This is a genomic window from Billgrantia ethanolica (assembly GCF_021404305.1).
GTDB lineage: Bacteria > Pseudomonadota > Gammaproteobacteria > Pseudomonadales > Halomonadaceae > Halomonas > Halomonas ethanolica.
On the sequence record NZ_JABFTX010000025.1, the window covers coordinates 1 to 366 of the forward strand.

1 protein-coding gene is annotated in these 366 nt (G+C 69.7%); it reads right to left on the bottom strand.

What is annotated here, in order from left to right:
- Positions 1–129 precede the first annotated feature (129 nt).
- Positions 130–366, bottom strand: a 237-nt coding sequence (locus tag HOP53_RS21340; RefSeq protein WP_234271869.1) for an HIT domain-containing protein, incomplete at its 5' end; no start/stop codon positions are given.

Below are 366 nucleotides of genomic sequence, written 5' to 3' on the forward strand. Positions count from 1 at the left end.
GTTGGGTATCTCGCTCTCGGTGACCGGAATCACCCAGCCGACTTCTGCCCCCATGCTGGGCGAGCCCCCGGCCCGTAGTGCGCCGGCGCAGCCGCCGACCGGTGGGCACCCCTTAGGCGGCTGAGGGAATCACAGGCGCGACTTCAACCCACCCAACTGGGCCAGCAGGTGATCGCGCATGTTGGCCAGTTCATTCAGGTCGTAGGGCTGCGCCTCGCCCTGCCCCCACACCGGCCCCGGCCAGGCCGCGTCGGCCTGCCGGCGGGCCACCACGTGCACGTGCAGTTGGGCGACCACGTTGCCCAGGTTGGCCACGTTGATCTTGTCGGCCCCGGTCATCGCCTTGAGCATGCGGCCCATCTCGCT